General features: G+C 71.3%; 21 protein-coding genes. 9 read left to right on the top strand and 12 right to left on the bottom strand.

The window, feature by feature from the left end:
* The first annotated feature begins 2 nt into the window (after nucleotides 1–2).
* Entirely contained in the window at nucleotides 3–596 is a 594-nt protein-coding gene (locus tag ABT186_RS21810; protein WP_351227868.1) for a TetR/AcrR family transcriptional regulator, read from the top strand.
* Nucleotides 597–658: 62 nt separating this feature from the next.
* Here the strand turns inward: ABT186_RS21810 and ABT186_RS21805 are convergent, their stop codons facing one another.
* The 7 genes from ABT186_RS21805 to ABT186_RS21775 all read right to left on the bottom strand — a co-directional run bounded on the left by ABT186_RS21805 (nucleotide 659) and on the right by ABT186_RS21775 (nucleotide 6,605).
* Entirely contained in the window at nucleotides 659–1,873 is a 1,215-nt protein-coding gene (locus tag ABT186_RS21805; RefSeq protein ID WP_351227866.1) for an acyl-CoA dehydrogenase, read from the bottom strand.
* A gap of 6 nt (nucleotides 1,874–1,879) precedes the next feature.
* Nucleotides 1,880–2,902 carry a phosphotransferase family protein gene (locus tag ABT186_RS21800; RefSeq protein WP_351227864.1) on the bottom strand — a complete coding sequence of 341 codons (1,023 nt, stop codon included), beginning with the start codon at nucleotides 2,900–2,902 and terminating at the stop codon, nucleotides 1,880–1,882.
* A 162-nt stretch (nucleotides 2,903–3,064) separates the two neighbouring features.
* Nucleotides 3,065–3,976 (bottom strand): MBL fold metallo-hydrolase, encoded by a 912-nt coding sequence (locus tag ABT186_RS21795; RefSeq protein WP_351926334.1) that lies wholly within the window; start codon nucleotides 3,974–3,976, stop codon nucleotides 3,065–3,067.
* A 137-nt stretch (nucleotides 3,977–4,113) separates the two neighbouring features.
* Entirely contained in the window at nucleotides 4,114–4,437 is a 324-nt protein-coding gene (locus ABT186_RS21790; RefSeq protein WP_351227860.1) for a DUF202 domain-containing protein, read from the bottom strand.
* Nucleotides 4,434–4,826 (bottom strand): YidH family protein, encoded by a 393-nt coding sequence (locus ABT186_RS21785; RefSeq protein ID WP_351227858.1) that lies wholly within the window; start codon nucleotides 4,824–4,826, stop codon nucleotides 4,434–4,436. The genes ABT186_RS21790 and ABT186_RS21785 overlap by 4 nt, the downstream gene beginning before the upstream one ends.
* A 66-nt stretch (nucleotides 4,827–4,892) precedes the next feature.
* Nucleotides 4,893–5,411, bottom strand: coding sequence for an NUDIX hydrolase (locus ABT186_RS21780; protein WP_351926332.1), 519 nt, complete (start codon nucleotides 5,409–5,411; stop codon nucleotides 4,893–4,895).
* 300 nt (nucleotides 5,412–5,711) lie between these two features.
* Entirely contained in the window at nucleotides 5,712–6,605 is an 894-nt protein-coding gene (locus ABT186_RS21775; RefSeq protein WP_351227854.1) for a DMT family transporter, read from the bottom strand.
* A gap of 245 nt (nucleotides 6,606–6,850) precedes the next feature.
* On the opposite strand from ABT186_RS21775, the gene ABT186_RS21770 reads away from it, so the two are divergent.
* From ABT186_RS21770 to ABT186_RS21750, 5 genes are all read left to right on the top strand, one after another.
* Nucleotides 6,851–8,506 (top strand): FAD-binding dehydrogenase, encoded by a 1,656-nt coding sequence (locus ABT186_RS21770; protein ID WP_351926330.1) that lies wholly within the window; start codon nucleotides 6,851–6,853, stop codon nucleotides 8,504–8,506.
* 429 nt (nucleotides 8,507–8,935) lie between these two features.
* On the top strand, nucleotides 8,936–9,895 hold the full coding sequence (locus ABT186_RS21765) for a tetratricopeptide repeat protein (RefSeq protein ID WP_351227850.1): 960 nt from the start codon (nucleotides 8,936–8,938) through the stop codon (nucleotides 9,893–9,895).
* Between the two features lie 61 nt (nucleotides 9,896–9,956).
* On the top strand, nucleotides 9,957–11,504 hold the full coding sequence (locus ABT186_RS21760) for an APC family permease (RefSeq protein WP_351227848.1): 1,548 nt from the start codon (nucleotides 9,957–9,959) through the stop codon (nucleotides 11,502–11,504).
* A gap of 114 nt (nucleotides 11,505–11,618) precedes the next feature.
* Nucleotides 11,619–12,392: a molybdopterin-dependent oxidoreductase gene (locus ABT186_RS21755; RefSeq protein WP_351227846.1), complete on the top strand. Its 774-nt coding sequence runs from the start codon at nucleotides 11,619–11,621 to the stop codon at nucleotides 12,390–12,392.
* Nucleotides 12,376–13,008 carry a cytochrome b/b6 domain-containing protein gene (locus ABT186_RS21750; RefSeq protein WP_351227844.1) on the top strand — a complete coding sequence of 211 codons (633 nt, stop codon included), beginning with the start codon at nucleotides 12,376–12,378 and terminating at the stop codon, nucleotides 13,006–13,008. The genes ABT186_RS21755 and ABT186_RS21750 overlap by 17 nt, the downstream gene beginning before the upstream one ends.
* A gap of 341 nt (nucleotides 13,009–13,349) precedes the next feature.
* Here ABT186_RS21750 and ABT186_RS21745 read toward each other — a convergent pair whose 3' ends face one another.
* From ABT186_RS21745 to ABT186_RS21730, 4 genes are all read right to left on the bottom strand, one after another.
* Entirely contained in the window at nucleotides 13,350–14,411 is a 1,062-nt protein-coding gene (locus ABT186_RS21745) for an L-idonate 5-dehydrogenase (RefSeq protein ID WP_351926328.1), read from the bottom strand.
* A gap of 24 nt (nucleotides 14,412–14,435) precedes the next feature.
* On the bottom strand, nucleotides 14,436–15,212 hold the full coding sequence (locus tag ABT186_RS21740; RefSeq protein WP_351227840.1) for an SDR family oxidoreductase: 777 nt from the start codon (nucleotides 15,210–15,212) through the stop codon (nucleotides 14,436–14,438).
* Between the two features lie 10 nt (nucleotides 15,213–15,222).
* Entirely contained in the window at nucleotides 15,223–16,620 is a 1,398-nt protein-coding gene (locus ABT186_RS21735) for a GntT/GntP/DsdX family permease (protein WP_351227838.1), read from the bottom strand.
* Nucleotides 16,621–16,769: 149 nt separating this feature from the next.
* Nucleotides 16,770–17,309: a gluconokinase gene (locus ABT186_RS21730; RefSeq protein ID WP_351227836.1), complete on the bottom strand. Its 540-nt coding sequence runs from the start codon at nucleotides 17,307–17,309 to the stop codon at nucleotides 16,770–16,772.
* 130 nt (nucleotides 17,310–17,439) lie between these two features.
* On the opposite strand from ABT186_RS21730, the gene ABT186_RS21725 reads away from it, so the two are divergent.
* Nucleotides 17,440–18,141: a FadR/GntR family transcriptional regulator gene (locus ABT186_RS21725; RefSeq protein WP_351227834.1), complete on the top strand. Its 702-nt coding sequence runs from the start codon at nucleotides 17,440–17,442 to the stop codon at nucleotides 18,139–18,141.
* A 51-nt stretch (nucleotides 18,142–18,192) separates the two neighbouring features.
* On the opposite strand, the gene ABT186_RS21720 is transcribed toward ABT186_RS21725, so the two are convergent.
* Nucleotides 18,193–18,612 carry a YchJ family protein gene (locus ABT186_RS21720; RefSeq protein WP_502973280.1) on the bottom strand — a complete coding sequence of 140 codons (420 nt, stop codon included), beginning with the start codon at nucleotides 18,610–18,612 and terminating at the stop codon, nucleotides 18,193–18,195.
* 103 nt (nucleotides 18,613–18,715) lie between these two features.
* Here ABT186_RS21720 and ABT186_RS21715 point away from each other — a divergent pair, with 103 nt between their 5' ends.
* Both ABT186_RS21715 and ABT186_RS21710 read left to right on the top strand, forming a co-directional pair.
* Nucleotides 18,716–19,027: a dsRBD fold-containing protein gene (locus ABT186_RS21715; protein ID WP_351227830.1), complete on the top strand. Its 312-nt coding sequence runs from the start codon at nucleotides 18,716–18,718 to the stop codon at nucleotides 19,025–19,027.
* Between the two features lie 12 nt (nucleotides 19,028–19,039).
* Nucleotides 19,040–20,101 (top strand): phosphoribosyltransferase family protein (locus ABT186_RS21710; protein ID WP_351926324.1); only part of this gene is annotated, 1,062 nt, incomplete at its 3' end.

The raw sequence follows: 20,101 nt of genomic DNA, 5'->3' as shown, positions 1-20,101 counted from the left end.
CAGTGCCCAGGACGACGGACGGAGACGGTACGCCCGTCCCGCAGCGGCTGCTGGCCGCCGCCACCCGGCTCTTCGCCGAGCAGGGGTACGACCGCACGTCGGTGCAGGAGATCGTCGAGGCGGCGGGCGTCACCAAGGGCGCGCTGTACCACTATTTCGGCTCCAAGGACGATCTGCTGCACGAGGTGTACGCGCGCGTGCTGCGCGTCCAGCAGGAGCGGCTCGACGCGTTCGCGAACGCCGACGAGCCGGTCGAGAAGCGGCTGCGCGCCGCGGCCGCGGACGTGGTGGTCACCACCATCGAGAACCTCGACGACGCGATGATCTTCTTCCGGTCGATGCACCACCTCAGCCCCGAGAAGAACAAGCAGGTGCGAGCCGAGCGGCGCCGCTACCACGAGCAGTTCCGCGCGCTGATCGAGGAGGGGCAGAGGGAGGGTGTGTTCTCCACGGCCACGCCCGCCGATCTGGTCGTCGACTACCACTTCGGCTCGGTGCACCACCTGTCGACCTGGTACCGCCCGGACGGCCCGCTCAGCCCGCAAGAGGTCGCCGACCATCTGGCGGACCTGCTGCTGAGGGCGTTGCGTCCGTAGCGGGTGACGGCACACGGGTGAGGGGCGGACGCAATTACGTCCGCCCCTCACCCGTGCAGGGTTCACAGGTACTTCTTCAGCTCCCGTCGCGCCAGCGACCGCTGGTGCACCTCGTCCGGGCCGTCCGCGATCATCAGCGTCCGGGCGCCCGCGTACAGTTCGGCCAGCGGGAAGTCCTGGCTCACGCCACCCGCGCCGTGCAGCTGGATCGCCTTGTCGATGATGTCGACGACCGTGCGCGGCGTGGCGATCTTGATGGCCTGGATCTCGGTGTGGGCACCCTTGTTGCCGACCGTGTCCATCATCCACGCGGTCTTCAGGACCAGCAGCCGCAGCTGCTCCACGGCCACGCGCGCGTCGGCGATCCAGTTGTGGACCACGCCCTGCTGTGCCAGCGCCTTGCCGAACGCCATGCGCGACACGGCCCGCCGGCACATCAGCTCGATCGCCCGCTCGGCCATGCCGATCAGCCGCATGCAGTGGTGGATACGGCCGGGACCGAGCCGGGCCTGGGCGATGGCGAAGCCGCCGCCCTCCTCGCCGATCAGGTTCGACGCCGGCACGCGCGCGTGGTCGAAGACCACCTCGGCGTGGCCGCCGTGGTAGTGGTCCTCGTAGCCGAACACCTGCATGGCGCGCTTGACGGTGACGCCGGGAGTGTCGCGCGGGACCAGCACCATGGACTGCTGGCGGCGGATGTCGGCCCCGTCCGGGTCCGTCTTGCCCATCACGATGAAGATCTTGCAGTCCGGGTTCATCGCCCCGGAGATGTACCACTTGCGGCCGGTGATGACGTAGTCGTCCCCGTCCCGCTCGATGAGCGTCGTGATGTTGGTGGCGTCCGACGAGGCCACCTCGGGCTCGGTCATCGCGAACGCCGAGCGGATCTCGCCCGCGAGCAGCGGCTGAAGCCACTGCTTCTTCTGCTGCTCGTCGCCGAACTGCGCGAGCACCTCCATGTTGCCCGTGTCGGGCGCCGCACAGTTCAGCGCGGTGGGCGCCAGCTGCGGGGAGCGGCCGGTGATCTCGGCGAGCGGGGCGTACTGGAGGTTGGTGAGCCCGGCGCCGTACTCGGCGTCCGGCAGGAAGAGGTTCCACAGGCCCTGCCGGCGGGCCTCGGCCTTCAGCTCCTCGACGACCGCGGGGGTGTCCCAGGGCGAGGCGAGCTGCGCGCGCTGCTCCTCGGCGACGGCCTCCGCCGGGTAGACGTACTCGTCCATGAAGGCGAGCAGCTTTGCGCGCAGCTCCTCGGTGCGCGCGTCGAATGCGAAGTCCATGGCGGATCAGCCTTCCTGAAGGGTGGTCAGGCCGTGCTCGATGAAGACGGGCACCAGCTCGCCGATGCGGTCGAAGCCCCGGCCGACCGTCTGGCCGAGCGTGTAGCGGTAGTGGATGCCCTCGAGGATCACGGCGAGCTTGAACCAGGCGAACGCCGTGTACCAGGAGACGGCGGTGACGTCACGCCCCGAGCGCGTGGCGTACCGCTCGATCAGCTCGGCCGGGTCCGGGTGCCCCGGGGCCGAAGCGGTCGTGGAAATGGGGGAGTTGGGCAGCTCCAGCGGCACGCTGTACATCACCAGCAGACCCAGGTCGGTCAGCGGATCACCGAGCGTGGACATCTCCCAGTCGAGGATGGCGGTGATCCGGTCGTCCGCCCCGAGCAGCACATTGTCCAGCCGGTAGTCGCCGTGGATCACGGTCGGCGCGGGGGAGGCGGGCAGTGCGCGCCCGAGCGCCGCGTGCAGTTCGTCGATGCCGGGCAGCTCGCGGTTGCGGGACGCGTCCAGCTGCTTGCCCCAGCGGCGCAGCTGCCGGTCCAGGAAGCCCTCCGGTCGGCCGAAGTCGGCCAGCCCCACCTCGTCGGGGTCCACCGCGTGCAGCTCGACCAGCGTGTCCACCAGGCCGAGAACCGCCTCCCGCGTGCGCTGCGGGCCGAGCGGGGTCAGCTGTTCGGCGGTGCGGTAGGGGGTGCCGTCGACGAAGTCCATCACGTAGAAGGGGGCGCCCAGCACCGCCTCGTCCTCGCACAGCAGCACCGGGCGCGGGACGGGAACGGCGGTCGGGTACAGCGCGCTGATCACCCGGTGTTCGCGCTTCATGTCGTGCGCGGTGGCCAGGACGTGCCCGAGCGGGGGACGCCGTACGACCCACCGATTCGTGCCGTCCGAGACGGCGTAGGTGAGGTTCGACCGCCCGCCCTCGATCAGCCGGCCGTCCAGGGGGCCGTTCACCAGGCCGGGCCGCTCGGTGTCGAGCAGGCCGCGCAGCCGGTCGAGATCGAGGCCCGGCGGGTGGTCTGGGCTCATCAGTGCTCCTACGTGCGCGGAAACAGGACCTGCATCATGATGCCGACTGGTCGGTATGCCGTCCAGTGCGCGGAGTAAACGTGATCGGCGCCACGATGACATCGTGGCGCCGACGGCCCGGGGTGTCACGGCGGCATCACGCCACGGCACGCCGAGGTGCTCTCAGGCGTGGCTGGCCATCATCTCCCCGCCGTTCATGACCGCCATGTCCCGGAAGGCGGGAAGCGGATCCAGGGGTGCGCCCTCGGGCAGCCCGTCCAGCTCGGCGTACGCGCGGTGCAGATTCGCCACCAGCCGCTCGCTCTCCCGCAGCGCCGCGAACTCCCCGAGGTCCGTGGCCCGGGCCGCCTCCAGCGGCGTACGGCCCGCCGCATGGTTGTCCTGCGCGACCTCGGCGACGAACCGCAGATAGCGCTTTGTGCGGTCGAACGCGGACGGGTCGGTGACCGGTCCGTGCCCGGGTACGACCGTCTCCGCGCCCAGTGCGCGCAGCCGCTCCAGCGCCCGCAGCGAGCCGCTGAGCGAACCCATCAGGAAGAACGGCGTCCCGCCCTCGAAGACCAGGTCGCCGGTGAACAGCACGCGCCGGTGCGGCAGCCAGACCACCGAGTCGCCGACGGTGTGCCCGACGCCGGGATGGATCACCTCCGCGTCGACCCCGCCCGCGTGCACCGTCGTGTGGTCCTTGTACGTCAGATCGGCGCCGTGTATCCGGATGTCCCCGTAGTCGGTCGTCGGCCAGATCAGCGCCAGATGGTGCCCGCTGGCCAGGGCCTCCCGGCGGCAGTCGGCGTGCGAGACGATCATCGCGGCCGACGCGAACAAGCCGTTTCCGTACGTGTGGTCGCCGTGGTGATGGGTGTTGACGACGAACCGCGGCGCGGGCGCGCCGGTCGCCGCGACCGCCGCGCCCAGGGCACGTGCACGGCGCTCGGTGGCGGCGGTGTCCACGAGCAGGGTGGCCGTGCCGTCGCTGACGAACCCGGCGTTGTTCAGGCACCAGCCGCCGTCCGGCTGCACATAGGCGTGTACGTCGTCGGCGAGTGCGACCGTGTACGGCTCTGCCGCGGTCATGGGACCCCCTGGGTGTCGTCAACTGGTGCTCAGAGCATGCCAGTCGACGACGAGCATCCGGAGCCAGGGGTTCCCTGTGCGGCCGCAGTGCTCGTCGGCGGTCGTCCCAGTGCCCTTCGTGCCGGGCGCGCCGTCGCTCAGAACACCAGTGCCGCCGCGCACACCGCGAGGGCGGCCGTGCAGAGGGTCGCGGCGGCCGCGTGGCGGGCCGCCAGGAGCGGCGGATGGCCGGCGCCTGCCATCGCCAGGGCACGGATGCGCAGGTGGGCGAGGATCAGGAAACCGAGCCAGAGCAGACAGCACAGGGCGACGACGACGAAGCCGGCCGCCGACCTGTCGTGCAGCGCCGTCTTCACGGCCAGCACGGCGGTCGCGGTGCTCGACAGGGTGGTACGCCGCCAGGCGAGCCGGGTGCGCTCCGGCTGGAGCCCCGGGTCGCGCTGCTCGGCCGGGGCGCTCATCCTTCCCAGCCGGCGAGGACCACGACCACCATGGCGATCGCGACCACGGCGACGGCGATGCTCAGCAGCGCCGGGAAGCGGGAGACCGGAAGGTCCTCGCCGCGTCGCATCGCCCGCTCGCAGCGCACCCAGTGGTTGGCGGCGCGCAGCGAGCACAGGACCCCGGAGGCGAGCAGCGCGAGGGCGAGCCCGACGCGCCAGGCCCAGCGCAGGTCCGGCAGGAACTGGTCCACGGCGAAGCCGCCGCCCATCAGCGCCAGCGCGGTGCGCAGCCAGGCCAGAAAGGTGCGCTCATTGGCCAGCGAGAACCGGTAGTCGGGCGTGGCGCCCTCCTCCCGGACCTCCTCGGGCGCAAACCACAGCCGGACGTTCCGTACGAATTCGATCACGCGTAGGACCCTACCGGCCGCCGTCCGGGGCAGGGGCGGCCGGGCGTCAAGGGGCCCCGGGAAGAGTCAGCCCGTGGGCCGGCGGTGCGCCTTGAGCCGCTCGTACGCGGCGAGCCCGTCCGGGACCCACTCCCAGTCGGACAGCCGGAGTTCCACCTCGTCCTCCGTGAGGAAGCCGTGCCAGGCGACCTCCTCCACCTGGGGGCTGACGGGCAGATCGCAGCGGACCTGGTAGACCGAGGACCACCAGCTTTGGCCCGCGCCGTCGTCGTAGAGGAACTTGAACAGCGGCTCGGGCCGCGGCAGCCCGCTGACGCCGAGTTCCTCCTCGGCCTCCCGCAGGGCGGCGTCGTCGTACGTCTCGCCCGCGCCGACGACCCCGCCGACGAACATGTCGTACAGGGAGGGGAAGACCAGCTTGGTGGGGGTGCGGCGGTGTACGAAGACACGGCCCTCGGCGTCCCGCGCCTGGATGAACACGCATCGGTGGCGCAGCCCGCGCGCGTATGCCTCACCGCGCGGCGACTGCCCGATGACCCTGTCGTTCTCGTCCACGATGTCGAGGAGTTCGTCAGCGGCACTCATACGCCCATCCAAGCAGCTCCATGCGTTCGGGCCGGTGCGTGGTCGGCGGGGGGACCACTGGGACGTCGGCGGGTGACCACTGGGACGTCGGTGGGTGCCGGATCGGCGGATGGCGTGTCTTATCCGGCAGCTCCGCGCGTTCGGGCCGGTACCCGGTCGTGAGGGCGCCACTTGGACGTCGATGGGTGCCGGATCGGCGGGTGGCGTGTCTCGCTCGGCAGCTTCCGCCGTCGGGCCGGTGCCCGGCCATGGTGGCACCACTCGGACGACGGTGCGTGCCGGACCGGCAGGCGGCGTGTCTCACCCCGGCTGCAGATCCTTCTGCCGCTCCGGTTCTCCCAGTCCCCGCGGCATGGCCGGGTGCAGCCCGAGCAGCACGATGCCGAGGACGATCGCCGCGAGACCCGTCGCCTCCCAGGCGAGCGCCCCGGTGTCGGTGCGCAGCCGGTCGCCGAGGAAGCCCACCCCGCAGAGGATTCCGGCCAGTGGCTGGGCCGCGGTGAGCGCGGGCAGAGACATCCGCAGGGGCGCCGTCTCGAACGCGCTCTGCACCAGGATCAGCCCCGTCACCCCCAGCACCAGCACGCCGTACGGCTGCCATCCCGTGATGAACTCCGCCCAGCCGCCCTCCGTGAGCCGCTGCCCGCTGACCCGGGTGAGTGCGTCCTGCACCCCGTAGAGCAGCCCCGCCGCGAGCCCCAGCAGCACCGGTCCGATGATCAGCTGCGACTTCTTCGCATACGTCGTCAGCAGGAGCGCGAGGCCGACCATCACACCGATGATCAGCCAGTGCCGCAGGGGATCGGTGACCGCGTTGCCCCCCTTGGGCTGGCCCGCCACGATGAACGCCGTGACGCCGCCCGCGAGCAGCGCGAGCCCGGCCCAGCCCTGGCGGCCCAGGGGCTGCTTGCTCACCCGGCGGGACTCGGCCATCGCGAACAGCAGGTTCGTGGCGACCAGCGGCTCGACCAGGGAGATCTCGCCGTGGGCCAGCGCGATCGCGCTGAGGATCATGCCCGTCACCATCAGCCCGATGCCGCCGAGCCAGCGCGGCATCTTCATCAGGTCCAGCAGCAGCCGGGGAGAAAGGAAGTCGCTCAGCGGTGCCTGCTGGGCGGCGTTCTGCTGCAGCACGAACCCGGTGCCCAGACAGAAGGCCGCGCTGACGGCGAGGGCGAGAACCAGTACCGACACGCTGTACCTCGATGATTCAACGGGGTCACGGGATGCGTATCACGCTGACTGTAGCGCTCCGGACTGTGACCCGCCCGTGCTTGACCTCTTCTCGGCAAGCCCCGGCCCGCCCTTCGGGCGACGTGGGGTTGTCGACAGACGCGAGTACCCGGAAACAGGCGGTTGACGCGATCACTCTTCTGCCGAAGGATCTGACCCGTCAGTAACAACATACCGACCGGTAGTCACCGCGAGAGGACGGGCGCATGGCCTACGACGCTGATGTCATCGTGATCGGGGCAGGCCTCGCCGGGCTCACGGCGACCGCGGAACTGGTGGACGCCGGTCGGAAGGTCATCCTGCTCGACCAGGAGCCGGAGCAGTCGATGGGCGGCCAGGCGTTCTGGTCGTTCGGCGGACTGTTCTTCGTGGACTCGCCGGAGCAGCGCCGGCTGCGGATCAGGGACAGCCATGCGCTCGCCCTCCAGGACTGGATGGGTACGGCCGGATTCGACCGCCCCGAGGACCACTGGCCGCGCAAGTGGGCGGAGGCCTACGTCGACTTCGCGGCCGGCGAGAAGCGGGCCTGGCTGCACGGCCAGGGCGTGCGCTTCTTCCCGGTGGTCGGCTGGGCCGAGCGAGGCGGCTACGACGCCAACGGCCACGGCAACTCCGTCCCGCGCTTCCACATCACCTGGGGCACCGGCCCCGGAGTGATCGAGCCGTTCGTGCGACGGATACAGGCCGGGGTCGCCCGCGGCCTTGTCGAGCTGAGGTTCCGCCACCGCGTCACCGGCCTGTCGCGCAGCGCGGGCGCGGTCGACACCGTCACCGGCGAGATCCTGGAGCCGTCGGAGGTGCAGCGGGGCAGGGCCAGCAGCCGCACGGTCACCGGCGCCTTCGAGCTCAGGGCCCAGGCAGTGATCATCACCACCGGCGGCATCGGCGGCAACCACGACCTGGTCCGCGCCAACTGGCCCGAGCGGCTCGGCAGCCCGCCGGAGCGGATGGTCTCCGGCGTGCCCGCGCACGTGGACGGAAAGATGCTGGGCATCGCCGAGGAGGCGGGCGCCCGTCTGATCAACCGCGACCGCATGTGGCACTACACCGAGGGCCTCCAGAACTGGAACCCCATCTGGGACAACCACGGCATCCGCATCCTGCCGGGCCCCTCCTCCCTCTGGCTCGACGCCCGCGGCCGGCGACTGCCCGTCCCGCTCTTCCCCGGCTTCGACACACTCGGCACGCTCGAGCACATCATGAAGACCGGATACGAGTACACGTGGTTCGTGCTCGACCAGAAGATCATCGGCAAGGAGTTCGCGCTCTCGGGCTCCGAGCAGAACCCCGACCTCACCGGCAAGTCGGTCAAGGACGTGATCGGACGGGCCCGCGCGGAGGTGCCCGGGCCGGTCAAGGCGTTCATGGACCACGGTGTCGACTTCGTCGTCGAGAAGGACCTGGGGGCACTGGTGCGCGGCATGAACGCGCTCACCAAGGAGCCGCTCATCGACGAGGCCGAACTGCGCCGCGAGATCGTCGCGCGCGACCGGGAGATCCTCAACCCCTTCACCAAGGACCTCCAGGTGACGGCCATGCGCGGGGCCCGCAGGTTCCTCGGCGACCGGCTGATCCGCACGGCCGCCCCGCACCGCATCCTCGACCCCAAGGCGGGCCCGCTGATCGCGGTGCGACTGAACATCCTCACCCGCAAGACACTCGGGGGTCTGGAGACCGACCTGTCCTCGCGGGTGCTGACCGAAGGCGGCGACCCGCTCGCGGGCGTGTACGCGGCGGGAGAGGCGGCGGGCTTCGGCGGCGGCGGGGTCCACGGCTACCGCTCCCTGGAGGGCACGTTCCTCGGCGGCTGCCTGTTCTCGGGTCGCACGGCGGGACGGGCGGCGGCGAAGGCGGTCGGCTAGGCGGTCGGACAGCCGGACAGGCCACCGGTGTTCGGACGGGCCACGGGATGGTCGGACTAGCCACCGGCGGTCGGACAGGCCACTGGATGGTCGGACTGGCCAGCGGATGGTCGCATGAGCCACCGGATGGTCGGGTGAGCCACCGGATGGTCGGAGAAGCCACCGGATGGTCGGATGAGCCACCGGATGGTCGGACAGCCACCGGATGGTCGGACAGGCCACCGGTGTTCGGAAAGGCAACCGTCGCGGACGGGGCCGTCGGACCGGCGGCCGGCAGGGGGTCGGTCCGACGGTTGTGGATTCAACACCCTTGTGTCCGCGGTTAGTTGACACGTGCAGCAGTCTCGATCCGGCCTTGACGTAAACCGTTGGCTGGGGGTTTGCTGTGCGTGACCGAACATTGACGAACCGCGTTAAGGAATCCCCGCGGTGCCACCCCCACCCCCACCCCCACCGTCGTTCGGCCGCGGTCGCAAGCGTGCGGCCCAGGTCTTCGACGACGCACTCGACGACGCGGAGCTTGTCGCCGCCCGGGCCTCGCTCGCCCGGGGGCGATGGGCCACCGTCCGCGCCCTGCTCGCCGCCACCCGCGACGACTGGGACCGCCGCGGGCATCGCGTCACCGTCCTCGCGCAGGAGCCCGCCGCCCTGGCCTGGGCGCGCGAATGGCAGCTCGCCGAACCCGAGTCGCCCTGCGCCTCCACCCTCGTCGCCCATGCCACCGTCCACCGCGCCCTCCGGGGCAAGGAACGCCCGGACACGGCCCGCCAGGCCTGCCGGGCCGCGGCGTCGCTCGCCCCCGAGGACCCCACACCCTGGCTCGGCCGGCTGATCCTCGAGCGCACACTTGGCGCCGAGGAGGACATGGTCCGGATCTTCGACGAGGTCCGCGCCCGCTATCCGGATCACCACCACGCGCACCACCTGATGGTCGCCCGGCTCGCCGAGCGCCGGGCCGAGGCCGGTCAGGACCCGCTGCACGAGGTCTACGACTTCGCCAACTGGGCCGCCGAACAGGCCCCCGCGGACTCGCCGCTCGCCATCCTCCCGGTTGTCGCGCACGCTGAGCGCTACCGCGTGCTGGCCGCCGCCGGCACCGAATCCGCCGATCCCGTCGCCTCCGGTCACTGGGTGGGGCGGCGGGCGCGCCAGGTGATGAAGGCCGCGTTCGACTGGTGGCTGGAGTGGGAGCGCGACGACCACCCGCGCAGCCACCTCGACCTCAACTTCCTCGCCCACGCCAAGTGCTGCGAAGGGCGGGGTGCCGAGGCCGCCGCCCTGTTCCACCGCATCGGGCCGTATGCGACCCCGGTGCCGTGGTCGTACCCGGACCGCGACCCGTACAACGCCTTCCGTACCGCGCGTGAGCGCGTGCTGGGGGCGGCGTGACGCCTCTCCGCCGGAGAGATCCGAAAGTCCCCGTCCGAGCGACCGAAAGGACAACCGCGCGATGACGACCGGCAGTTCGAGCACGAGCAGACCGGCCGCCGACGGCGGCACCATCAGCACCTTCAAGGGGCAGGAGCGCGCGCTGCGGGCCGACCGGCTCGGCACGGCGGGCCTGCTGCTGTCCGTGCTGGCCGCGACCGCCCCCCTCATGGTGGTCGCGGGTGTCATGCCCACAGCATTCGGGGTGATGGGGATCGTCGGCCAGCCGCTGCTCTTCGTCGTCCTCGGCGTGGTGCTGGCCCTGTTCTCCTTCGGATACGCGGAGATGAGCCGCCACGTCCACAACGCGGGCGCGTTCTACGCGTACATCTCCCGCGGCCTCGGCGGCACGGCGGGCGCGGCCGCGGCAGCGGTCGCCCTCGTCGCGTACAGCGCCCTGCAGTTCGGCATCTACGGCATCTTCGGCTTCGAGGTCTCCGGTCTGTTCGCCACCTACGCCGACGTCCAGCTCGCCTGGTGGATACCGGCCCTGGCCGCCGTGGCCGTCGTCGGAACGTTCGGCTGGCTGAAGATCGACGTCAACGCGCGCGTGCTCGGCGTCCTGCTGCTGATCGAGGTCGCCCTCGTCGTGATCTTCGACGCGGCGGCGGTCGCCGACCCGGCCAAGGAGGGCCTGTCCCTGCACGCCTTCAACCCGGACACGCTCACCGGCGCGGGCGTGGGCACCGCGCTGTGCTTCTGCATCGCCGCCTTCACCGGCTTCGAACAGGCGCCGGTGTACGCGGAGGAGACCAGCCGTCCGCACGTCCTGGTGCCCCGCGTGATGTTCCTCGCGGTCGGCTTCGTCGCCGCCTTCTTCGCGATCAGCTCCTGGGCGCTCACCATCGCGGCCGGCCCCTCCCAGATCGTCCCGGCCGCACAGAAACAGAGCGCGGGCCTGCTGTTCTGGCTGACGGAGTCCCTCCTCGGCCACACCTTCACCGATGTGCTGCATGTGCTGTTCGTGACCGGTATGTTCGCGGCGCTGCTCAGCTTCCACAACGTCGTCGCACGGTACGCGTTCGCCATGGGCCGCGAAGGCCTGCTGCCGCCCGCCTTCGGCCGTACCACCGGCACGAGCGGAGCTCCCGGTACGGGCTCTCTCCTGCAGAGCGCGGTGTCCGCGGTGATCGTGATCGCCTTCGCGGTGGCCGACGACAAACCGACCGGCGACCCGACCGCGCCCGTGCTGCAGCTGTTCACCTGGTCCGGCACCGTCGGCGCGCTCGGCGTCACCCTGCTGATGGTGGCCGCCTCCGCCTCGGTGATCGTCTTCTTCGCCCGCCGCGGCTCCGCCCGCGCCCAGGCCTGGCGGCTGGCCACCTCCGCCGTGTCCGGTGTCGCGCTGCTCGTGATCGTCGGCTACACGGTCAAGGACTTCGACGTCCTTGTCGGCACCGGCCCGGACTCCGCGCTCGGCCGGCTGCTTCCGGCGATCATCGGCGTGGCCCTGCTGATCGGCCTGGTCCAGGGACTGCTGCTGCGTTCCCGCAGGCCTCAGGCGCACGCCCGGATCGGCCTGGGCAACGAGGCGTTCCGGCTGGACCAGGCGGCGGAGTCGGAGATGTGACCGGCGCCGGGACGTGATCCTCTTCCTGAGAGCCCGGTGAGAAGTGGTTACGGAATCCTGACGGGCACCCGTCACCCCTGGCTTCCAGGGGGTGTCGGGTGCTCGAATCATTCTGTGAACCCTGAACGACCCGAAGAGCGGGACGCACCGGAGCCCGCGGACCGGGAGACGCCGGAGCCACCGGCGAGCGGTACCCCGATCGGCCGCAGGGTGCTGCTGGGCACCCTGGGACTCGGCGCGCTCGGCGTCGTCGCCGCGCCCACGCTCCAGCGCGGCCTTGAGGGCTTCCTGGGCACCGTCGCCGGCAAGGACCCGACAGGCCTGACCGGTCTGCTGCCCAATGGCGGCGGCTTTCGCTACTACTCGGTGGCGGCGTCCGTCCCGCACCTGAACGAGACGGACTACGGCCTGACCGTCAACGGCCTGGTCGATCACCCCAGGAAGTACACGCTCGCGGACCTGCGCGCCCTGCCGCAGACCCGGATCGTGCACGACGTCCAGTGCGTCACGGGCTGGCGGGTGCCGAAGACGCCGTTCGAAGGCGTACGGCTGTCCACGCTGCTGGACACCGCGGGCGTCCGCTCCTCCGCCGGCGCCGTCCGCTTCACCTGCTTCGACGGGGCGTACACCGAGAGCCTCACCCTCGACCAGGCACGCCGCAGCGACGTGCTGGTCGCCCTGAAGATGCAGGACAAGCCGCTCAAGTACGAGCACGGAGGCCCGGTCCGCCTCTACGTCGCCCCCATGTACTTCTACAAGTCCGCGAAATGGCTCTCCGGCATCACCGTCACCCAGGGCGTGCGTCCCGGGTACTGGGAGGAACGCGGATACGACGTGGACGCGTGGGTCGGCCGGTCGAATGGACGGGACGATGCCCCCACAAGTTGACGCCGAGCACCCCGTCTTCGCCCCGGCGCGGGTACGCCGCTTCACGCGCGCGGAACACTGGGTCCACCGCACGACGGCCGTGCTGATGGGCGTGTGCGTGGCCACCGCGGCCTGCCTGTACATCCCCACGTTCGCGGAGCTGGTCGGGCGCCGCGAGCTGGTGGTCCGGATCCACGAGTGGGCGGGACTGATGCTCCCGGTCCCGGTCCTGGTGGGCCTGGGCTCCCGTGCCTTCCGCCGGACCCTCGGGCACCTCAACCGCTGGGGGCCCCACGACCGGGTCTGGCTGCGCGCGGCCCTGCGCCGCGACCACCGCCGCGCGTCGCGGCCCGCGGGCAAGTTCAACGCCGGCCAGAAGACATACGCGGCCTGGATCGCCGGCGCCACCCTGGTGATGCTGGGCACCGGGCTGCTGATGTGGTTCACCCACCTCACCCCGCTGATGTGGCGCACATCGGCGACCTTCGTCCACGACTGGCTCGCCCTGACGATCGGCGTGGTCCTCGCCGGCCACATCGGCATGGCCCTCGGTGACCCGGAGGCCCGACGGGGACTGAGAACGGGCCTGGTCAGCCGCGAGTGGGCGGATCGGGAGCATCCACTGTGGCGGCCGTAGCGGTCACGGCGGCCACGAGCCGGGCGAGCCCGTCCCGACCGTGCCCCTCGGCCACGGCCCGGTCGGCGGCCCGCCTGGCCGCCGCGAGTGCTCCGGTGTTCAGGCCGTGTGCGTGGAGGCCTCGACGAGCCGGGCCGGCGTCGCCGCCGCCGAGGCGACGGAGGAGCGCTCCCCCGGGAAGCGGCCGGTCCGGACCTGCTCGGCCCACCGGGGATCATCTCGGAGAGCAGGCCGCTGATCCCGACGGCGAACGGTGCCAGGTCCCCGAGCGCGATGCTCTCCGCGGCGGCGAGGGCGAAGGCGTCCAGGCTGCTGCCGCCCGTGCGGCGGCCGAGCTGTAGTCAGCCGCCGATGTCCCCGATGTCCCCGATGTCCCCGAAGTCCCCGAAGTCCAGCAGCACCTTGCAGGACCGGCTCCGGTCCGCCGCCAGGGCGAACGCCGACTCCGACTCCCGTACCGGCACCACCGCGCTGACCAGCGCGTCGAACGCCGGCTCCGCCGCGAGCAGGTCGAGCGCCGCGTCGAACTCCGAGTCGAAACGGAACGCCCCGCGCAGCTCGATCTCCCGACTCACCACCAGGTTCCCGGCGAAGGGGCTCTGCCCCGGTGGCAGCATGCCGAGCTGGACCACGACCCCGCCCCGGCGCACCAGCCGCAGACAGGTGTCGAGCCCGGCGGCGACCCCGGACGCCTCGATCGCCACGTCGGCCTCCACGGGCCACCCGGCGTCGTGCGGGTCGTCCGCCCGTACGAGCGTGTCGGCGCCCGCCGCCGCGGCGAACCGCAGCGCCTGAGGCAGGAGGTCGGTGACGGTCACCCGGGCGGCACCCGCCGCCTTGGCCGCCGCGACGACCAGGCACCCGATGGGACCCGCACCGGTGACCAGGACGTGTCTGCCGGCCACGTCCCCCGCCCGCCGCACCGCGTGCACAGCCACCGACAGCGGCTCGGCGAGCGCCGCCCGGCGCAGCCCCAGACCGGCCGGGAGCGGCCTCACCTGCTCGGCGGGGACGGCCACTCGGGCGGCGAACCCGCCCTGGACGTGCGGGACGCGGGCCGCGCTGCCCAGATAGCGTGTGTCCCGGCAGACGTTCGGCCGCCCGTCGACGCACTCCGGGCACACCCGGCACGGTGTGGCGGGGTGCACCGCAACAGCCGTACCGACAGCGGGACCCGACGCTCCGTCGCCGTACGCGACGACCGCCCCCACCACCTCGTGCCCCAGCACCATCGGTTCCTCGAGCCGGAAGTCCCCGACCCCGCCGTGACGCCAGTAGTGCAGGTCCGATCCGCACACCCCGCCGTAGCGGACGGCGACCAGCGCCTGCCCGGGCCCTGGTTCAGGGACCGGCAGTTCGTCGACCCGCAGGTCGCCCCGACCGTGAATCACACAGCCCAGCATCGCGGGCCCCTTTCTGCGGAACGTCTACAGAACGCTCGTCATGCCGCCGTCGACGTACAGCACCTGCCCACCGACGAAGTCCGCCGCGGGGGAGGCGAGGAACAGCACCCCGCCCACCAGGTCCTCCGTACGCCCCCAGCGCCCGGCCGGAGTGCGCCGCCGCACCCACGCGCTGAACTCCTCGTCCTCGACGAGCGGCCGGGTCAGCTCGGTCTCGACATAGCCGGGGCCTAGCCCGTTGACCTGCACGCCGTGCGGCCCCCAGTCCGCGCACATGCCCTTGGTGAGCATCTTCAGCGCACCCTTGGTCGCCGCGTACGGCGCGATGCCGGGGCGGACCACCTCGCTCTGCAGCGAGCAGATGTTGATGATCTTCCCGTGGCCGCGTTCCGTCATCCGCCGGGCCGCCTCACGGCCCACCAGGAAGGCGCTGGTGAGGTTGGTGTCCAGGATCCGGTGCCAGTCGGCGTCGGTGAACTCCAGGAGCGGGGCGCGCAGTTGCATGCCCGCGTTGTTGACCAGGATGTCCAGCGGGCCCACCCGCTCCTCGACATCCGCGATGCCGGCGGCGACCGAGGAACCGTCGGTCACGTCGAAGGCGGCCGTGTGCACGACCCCGATCCCGTTCCCGTGCCCGGACAGTTCCGCTGCCGCCTTCGTGAGCCGGTCGGTGTCGCGTCCGTTGAGGACCACTGTGCAGCCGGCCTCCAGCAGACCACGGGCGAGCGCGAGCCCGATGCCCCGGCTGGAGCCGGTCACGAGCGCCGTACGGCCGCCGATGTCGAAGAGGGGGTGACTCATTCCCGTACTCCTAGATCACGAGGGACAGCAGCAGGACCAGGCCCCCGGCGACCACGGAGATGATGCACTCCATGACCGACCAGGTCTTCAGGTTCTGGCCCACGCTGAGCCCGAAGTACTCCTTGACCAGCCAGAATCCGGCGTCGTTGACATGGCTCAGGAACAGCGATCCGGCGCCGATGGCCAGCACCAGCAGGGCGGTGTGCGTGGTCGACATATCGGCCGCGAGCGGCGCGACCAGACCGGCCGCCGAGACCGTTGCAACGGTCGCGGAACCGGTCGCCAGCCGGATCGCCACCGCGATCAGCCAGGCCAGCAGCAGCGCGGGAATCGACCAGTCCTTGGATATGTCCAGGATCATCCTGCCCACGCCGGAGTCGATCAAGGTCTGCTTGAAGCCGCCGCCGGCACCGACGATGAGCAGGATGCCCGCGATGGGGGCGAGGCCCTTCTCGACGGTCCCCGAGATCCGTTCCTTGCTGAATCCGGCCGGGCGGCCCAGCGTGAAGATGCCGACGATCACGGCCGAGAGCAGGGCGATCAGCGGCGAGCCGATCACGTCGAAGACGCGCTGCACCATGTGCGTCGGGTCGTCGACGATGATGTCGACCAGCGCCTTGGACAGCATCAGGACGACCGGCAGCAGCACGGTGGCCAGAGTGGCGCCGAAGCCGGGGCGCTTCTCCAGCTCTTCGGAGGGGCGCGCGGGGATCATGCGCTCGGGGACCGGCACGTCCACCCAGCGGGCGGCGACCTTCGAGAACAGCGGGCCGGCGATGATCACCGTGGGTATGGCGACCAGCACGCCGAGCGCCAGCGTCACTCCGAGGTTCGCCTTGACGGCGTCGATCGCGACCAACGGGCCTGGGTGCGGCGGGATCAGACCGTGCATCACGGACAGTCCCGCCAGCGCCGGGATGCCGATGCGCATCAGCGAGTAGTTGCCGCGCTTGGCGACCATCAGCACGACCGGGATCAGCAGCACGATGCCGACCTCGAAGAACAGGGGCAGACCGATCACCGAGGCGATCAGCACCATCGCCCACGGCATCGCACGGCCTCCCGCCCTGGCGAGGATCGTGTCGACGATCTGGTCCGCGCCGCCGGAGTCGGCGAGCAGCTTGCCGAGGATCGCGCCCAGCGCGATCAGGACGCCCACACCGGCGACGGTCGTACCGAGCCCGGTGGTGAAGCTGACGATCGCCTTGTCGAGCGGCGCCCCGGCGAACGCGCCGAGCGCGAGCGAGCCGATGGTCAGGGCCAGAAAGGCATGGAGCTTGAACTTGGTGATGAGCAGCACGATGACGGCGATGCCCGCCAGTACCGCGATGCCCAGTTGAGCGTGGCCCGCCGACGTGATCGGCTCGACGGTGTCCGCTGCCAGCATCTCGACGCTGAGTCTGGTCACGCGTGTTCCCTTGGGTGAGGAGAGGAACTCTCGGTTTCGGGTGGGGAGGGCCCTCGGGCCCGCGGCATCCCGAGGCTGTGCCCCGGGGCCGGGGTCCGTGGGGAGAGGGCTTACTGCGAGGGGTGGGGCCTGATACGGGGCGACGGTGCTCACTGCGAGTGCCGGGCGGAGGACCGCTCGAGGTCGCGCAGGGCGTTCACGGCGCGGGAGGTGATCTCCTCGGGGCTGCCCGAGACGTCCACCGGGACCCCTGCCTCGTCCGGCGCCAGCGGCTGGAGCGTGGCGAACTGGGAGTCCAGGAGTGCGGTGGGCATGAAGTGCCCCTGTCGGTGCGCCATCCGGTCCTCGATGAGCCTGCGGTCGCCCGTGAGGTGCACGAAGACGATGCCGGGAGCCGTGGCCCGCAGCCGGTCGCGGTAGGCCCGCTTCAGCGCCGAGCTGCTGACCACCCCGCCCAGACCCTCCCGCCCGAGCGCCCAGGCACCGATGGCGTCCAGCCAGGGCCGGCGGTCCTCGTCGTCGAGCGGGATCCCGGCCGACATCTTGGCGATGTTGGCCGGCGGGTGGAAGTCGTCGCCCTCGGCGTACGGAACGCCGAGCCGGGCCGCAAGCAGGGGACCGATCGTGGTCTTGCCGGTGCCTGCGACGCCCATCACCACGACGACGTGGGGGGTACGCACTTGCTGCATCGTGCTCTCGCTGTCTTCGTCGACATCTGATGTCGACGACACTGAAACCGATTAGGTACGACTAATTCAAGGGTGTGTGACGATTAAGTCTGACTTTTTCTCCGCGTGACCCGCCTCGTACGCTGAGTGCATGACCACACCGGGCCGGGGGCTGCACGGCCATGTACTGGACACCCTCGGCCCCGCGATCACTGCGGGCGAGTACCCGCCGGGCAGCGTCCTGCGCACCGACGAACTCGCCCAGCACTTCGAGGTGTCACGCTCCGTCATGCGTGAGGCGGTGCGCGTGCTGGAATCGATGCATCTGGTCGAGTCCCGCCGCCGCGTGGGCGTGACGGTCCGCCCCAAGTCCGAGTGGAACGTCTACGATCCCCAGGTCATCCGGTGGCGTCTGGCCGGCGCCGACCGCCCGCAGCAACTGCGCTCGCTCACCGTGCTGCGCTCGGCGATCGAACCGGTGGCCGCGGGCCTGTCCGCGCGCAACGCCACGCCCGAGCAGTGCGCCCGGCTCACCGAGTGCGCGCTCGGCATGGTCGCGAACTCACGCGGTCACAAGCTGGAGGCCTATCTGGTCCACGACGTGGCCTTCCACCGGGTGATCCTGGAGGCGTCGGGCAACGAGATGTTCGCCCGCCTCGGCGATGTCGTCGCGGAGGTCCTGTCGGGCCGCACCCACCACGACGTCATGTTCGAGGACCCCGACCCGGCCGCGGTCACCCTGCACGTGCAGGTCGCGGAGGCGGTACGCGAGGGCGACGCGGCTCGCGCCGAGCGGCTGACCCGCGAGATCACGGTCGGCGCGCTGCACGAGCTGGACATCCTGGCGCCCTGAACCGAACCGCCCCGCTGAAGGGGCGTTGCTCCGGAAGTCCCCGAACGGGCGTCACTCCATGATGTCCCCGTCGACGTACATCCACGCCCCGTCGACCCGCTCGAACCGGCTGCGCTCGTGCAGCGAACCGCCACGGTACGAGGCCCGGAAGGTCACCGTCCCCGTGGAGTGGAACGCCGAGCCGTCCGTCGTGTCCAGGACCTCCAGCCCGGTCCACCGCATCCCGGGATCGAAGTCCACCCGGGCGGGCCGCGTGCGCGGATGCCAGGTGCGCAGCAGATAGCCCGCGTCCCGCTGTACGAAGGCGCTGTACCGCGACCGCATGAGCGCCTCGGCGGTCGGTGCCGCGGCGGTGGCGATGGGGTTCCCCCCGGCCGAGCGTGTTCGAGGCTGGAGGAGGAAACGGCCGCAGCACTTCTCGTACGCCTCGGGGAGCCCGCACGGGCAGGAACGCGTGGTCATGACCGCCATTGTGCCCGGCATTATGCGGCCTGCGCCCAACGGAGTCACAGTGGAAGGAAGCCTCGCACTCCTGTGTCCCGTCGTCTCGCACCGGCGGGAGGAGGGACGGACCATGACTCACGCTGCCGGCAGCCGGCCTCCGGCCATCAAGGAGTGGAGGCTCAATCTGTACCTTTCCGAGCACGACCCGGCCACCACGGCCCGGATTGTCCTGGACACCGGTGAGAACGTGCTGGAGAGCCGTGCCGAGGCCCATCGCAACCCGTACGACACGGCGGTGCCCGAGATCGGTGACGAACTCGCCGCCGGACGGGCACTGATCGCGCTGGGCCGGCAATTGCTCCTTGCCGCCGCGGGTGACATCAGGGCGGTGGGGGCGTCGGAGGAGCCCACGCCCGTTCCGCTCTGGACTCCCCGTGAATGAGGAGGCTGCATCGTGGTCTTCACGGATCGTCTCGAAGCCGGACGCAGGCTGGGCGCCCGCCTCCAGTACCTCAGGGGCCAGGACGTCGTCGTGATGGGACTCCCCAGGGGAGGGGTACCGGTGGCCGCACAGGTCGCCGAAGCGCTCGACGCGCCGCTGGACGTCTGTCTGGTCCGCAAGCTGGGCGTGCCCTTCCAGCCGGAGCTGGGGATGGGGGCGCTCGGCGAGGACGGCGTGCGCGTGATCAATGAAGCGGTGGTGCGCGAGGCACGCGTCACCCAGGAGGAAGTGGCGCAGGTCGAGGAACGTGAGCGCGAGGTGCTGGAGCGACGGGGACGGCGCTACCGGCGTGAGCGCGCACCGGTCCCCATCGCGGGACGGACGGTGGTGGTGGTCGACGACGGGGTGGCCACCGGGTCGACCGCACGCGCGGCCTGCCGGATCGCACGGGCCCGCGGAGCGGCGCACATCGTGCTGGCGGTCCCCGTCGCACCGGAGGACTGGACCGATCGGCTGGGCACGGAAGCCGACGAACTGGTCTGCCTGGAGACGCCCCGGAACTTCTTCGCGATCGGCCAGTTCTACGGAGACTTCTCCCAGACCGAGGACGAGGAGGTCGCCGCCTGTCTGGAGCGCGCGGCCGCCCGTGCCGAGGGAGCCGCCGCACGCGCCGGGCGCCCGGACCGTGACGTGGAGTTGAAGGCAGGCGCCGTAAGGCTGCAGGGGGAGTTGACGGTACCCGAGGACGCGGCCGGGATCGTGGTCTTCGCGCACGGCAGCGGCAGCAGCCGGCACAGCCCCCGCAACAAGTTCGTGGCCGCGGGACTGAACCGCGCCGGCCTCGGCACACTGCTGTTCGACCTGCTCACCGAGGACGAGGAACGCGATCGGGCCAACGTCTTCGACACCGGTCTGCTGGCCGGACGCCTGGCCGACGCCACCCGCTGGCTGCGTGGACGGCCGGAGGCCGAAGGGCTCGCCATCGGCTACTTCGGCGCCAGCACCGGCGCGGCCGCCGCCCTGTGGGCCGCCGCGGAGCCGGAGGCACACGTCGCCGCGGTCGTCTCCCGCGGC

It is taken from the genome of Streptomyces sp. NPDC001634 (assembly GCF_040298185.1).
Lineage (GTDB): Bacteria > Actinomycetota > Actinomycetes > Streptomycetales > Streptomycetaceae > Streptomyces.
This window is presented reverse-complemented; position numbering and strand designations above follow the sequence as displayed.

What these genes read in the sequence shown, in the direction of transcription:
- ABT186_RS21805 (WP_351227866.1), bottom strand. Translation starts at nt 1,873, where the DNA reads ATGGACTTCGCATTCGACGCGCGCACCGAGGAGCTGCGCGCAAAGCTG.
- ABT186_RS21800 (WP_351227864.1), bottom strand. Translation starts at nt 2,902, where the DNA reads ATGAGCCCAGACCACCCGCCGGGCCTCGATCTCGACCGGCTGCGCGGC.
- ABT186_RS21795 (WP_351926334.1), bottom strand. Translation starts at nt 3,976, where the DNA reads ATGACCGCGGCAGAGCCGTACACGGTCGCACTCGCCGACGACGTACAC.
- ABT186_RS21790 (WP_351227860.1), bottom strand. Translation starts at nt 4,437, where the DNA reads ATGAGCGCCCCGGCCGAGCAGCGCGACCCGGGGCTCCAGCCGGAGCGC.
- ABT186_RS21780 (WP_351926332.1), bottom strand. Translation starts at nt 5,411, where the DNA reads ATGAGTGCCGCTGACGAACTCCTCGACATCGTGGACGAGAACGACAGG.
- ABT186_RS21770 (WP_351926330.1), top strand. Translation starts at nt 6,851, where the DNA reads ATGGCCTACGACGCTGATGTCATCGTGATCGGGGCAGGCCTCGCCGGG.
- ABT186_RS21760 (WP_351227848.1), top strand. Translation starts at nt 9,957, where the DNA reads ATGACGACCGGCAGTTCGAGCACGAGCAGACCGGCCGCCGACGGCGGC.
- ABT186_RS21750 (WP_351227844.1), top strand. Translation starts at nt 12,376, where the DNA reads ATGCCCCCACAAGTTGACGCCGAGCACCCCGTCTTCGCCCCGGCGCGG.
- ABT186_RS21745 (WP_351926328.1), bottom strand. Translation starts at nt 14,411, where the DNA reads ATGCTGGGCTGTGTGATTCACGGTCGGGGCGACCTGCGGGTCGACGAA.
- ABT186_RS21740 (WP_351227840.1), bottom strand. Translation starts at nt 15,212, where the DNA reads ATGAGTCACCCCCTCTTCGACATCGGCGGCCGTACGGCGCTCGTGACC.
- ABT186_RS21730 (WP_351227836.1), bottom strand. Translation starts at nt 17,309, where the DNA reads ATGCAGCAAGTGCGTACCCCCCACGTCGTCGTGGTGATGGGCGTCGCA.
- ABT186_RS21725 (WP_351227834.1), top strand. Translation starts at nt 17,440, where the DNA reads ATGACCACACCGGGCCGGGGGCTGCACGGCCATGTACTGGACACCCTC.
- ABT186_RS21720 (WP_502973280.1), bottom strand. Translation starts at nt 18,612, where the DNA reads ATGGCGGTCATGACCACGCGTTCCTGCCCGTGCGGGCTCCCCGAGGCG.
- ABT186_RS21715 (WP_351227830.1), top strand. Translation starts at nt 18,716, where the DNA reads ATGACTCACGCTGCCGGCAGCCGGCCTCCGGCCATCAAGGAGTGGAGG.